The organism is Staphylococcus sp. EG-SA-2 (assembly GCF_017152085.1).
On sequence record NZ_JACYHC010000999.1, the window covers coordinates 1 to 830 of the forward strand.

1 protein-coding gene and 1 pseudogene are annotated in these 830 nt (G+C 28.8%); both read left to right on the forward strand.

Translation table 11 applies throughout. From position 1 onward, the window contains the following. A pseudogene (locus IDG60_RS17120) lies at window positions 1-197 on the forward strand (bacitracin ABC transporter permease); the annotation flags it as partial. A 91-nt stretch (window positions 198-288) separates the two neighbouring features. Continuing rightward, window positions 289-480, forward strand: coding sequence for a peptide resistance ABC transporter activity modulator VraH (vraH, locus tag IDG60_RS17125; protein WP_000672033.1), 192 nt, complete (start codon window positions 289-291; stop codon window positions 478-480). The last annotated feature ends 350 nt before the right edge of the window (window positions 481-830 follow it).

Sequence of the window (830 nt, forward strand, 5' to 3'; positions counted from 1 at the left end):
TTACTTTCAACTTCGGTTTACCATTATTGATTGCTATATTACATGCAGTATTCGCCGCAATAGCATTTATGAAATTGATGGGTAATATTTCCTTCATGCCGGTTATTGTAGTAATTGTTGTATACACCCTCATTTACATTACTTTTGCTTTAATTGCTTTTGTACATTCAAACAAATTGATTAAGAAAACCATTTAACACTTACGATTAAAAGATGCTTCATTGAGATTTTGATTTTAAGCAATGCAGTATAACTATTAACTGATTTATAAAAAGGAGAGATTGAATCATGAAATTTAGAGAATTAGTAAAACAATCATACGAGGATTTGAAAAATTTGACTGTAACTTGGTATAACGTGATTGCTTTAGCAATGATTGTTATTGTCTTAAGCGTAGTTACAACACCAATTATAGGTATTCCAGCTGGTTTATTAGGTGGCGCTTATTATTTAAAACGTCGTGAAGAAAAAGGTAAATAAGCACATTCCATCGGCATATAACATTGCTATGACCTTTCAAGTCAGATTTTAATATCAACAAGTAGCATTTATCGCTGCTTGTTTTTTATGAATTGCTTATAAAATCGTCATGTTTAAACGTTATGTCACTTTGAAAACTAGCAAACACCATAAAAGACTACAATTTTTTATTTTTATAAACCCCTTTAAATCAACGTTTCTAAGGTTTTTAAAAATCTTTTTAAATTTATTTTCAAAAAACACTGTACATTATGCCAATATGAGCGTATAGTTGGTCTTACGTAATAAAAGCTCGTGAATTAAATTGTAGTGTATTTGTTTAGAATATCCTCTTTTTTAGTTATGAATTT

What these genes read in the sequence shown, in the direction of transcription:
- vraH (WP_000672033.1), top strand. Translation starts at nt 289, where the DNA reads ATGAAATTTAGAGAATTAGTAAAACAATCATACGAGGATTTGAAAAAT.